General features: G+C 66.7%; 2 protein-coding genes. Both read right to left on the bottom strand.

The window, feature by feature from the left end; genetic code table 11:
- Window positions 1-232 (bottom strand): cytochrome c-type biogenesis protein (locus tag G7A99_RS23890; protein WP_163144562.1); only part of this gene is annotated, 232 nt, incomplete at its 3' end.
- The coding region (locus G7A99_RS23895; RefSeq protein ID WP_163144565.1) for a DsbE family thiol:disulfide interchange protein at window positions 229-588 on the bottom strand (360 nt) is incomplete at its 5' end. The genes G7A99_RS23890 and G7A99_RS23895, both read right to left, overlap by 4 nt.

The following is a 588-nucleotide window of genomic DNA, read 5'->3' on the forward strand; positions in this document are numbered from 1 at the left end:
CCCGGTCGCGGCCCTCGAGGATGAGCTCGTGGACCTTGTCGCGCATGTCCTGGGCGAGATCAGCGTTAGACTCGGCGATACTCTGGCCCTGACAGACCAGGCAGCGCAGCTGGCCGATGATTTCCGTGTAGCGCTCGCGCTGGGCGGGGGTATCGAATTCGTAGACGGTGCCGGCGGCTGACGCCGCGCCGGTGACCAGTATCAGGACGATGGCGAGAACGGCCCCCTTCATGCGTCCGCCTCCTCACGCAGCCGCTGCACCCGCGGAAGGATCTCCTCCTCCATCGACTCCCGGGTAATGGCGCCGATGTGCTTGTACCGGATCCGCCCGTCGGCATCGAGGAGGAAGGTCTCCGGCACACCGTAGACACCCCAGTCCATGCCGATGTCGCCCTCCTTGTCGAACACGATCGCGTCGTAGGGATTGCCGAACTCGGACAGCCACTGCCGCGCCTCGGCCCGCGTATCCTTGTAGTTGAGGCCGTAGATGGGCACCCCCTGCTCGGCGAGCGCGGAAATGTAGGCATGCTCCTCGCGGCAGGCCACGCACCAGCTCGCCCAGACGTTCACCAGCGCCACCTCGCCGCG

The organism is Arhodomonas sp. KWT, assembly GCF_010993615.1.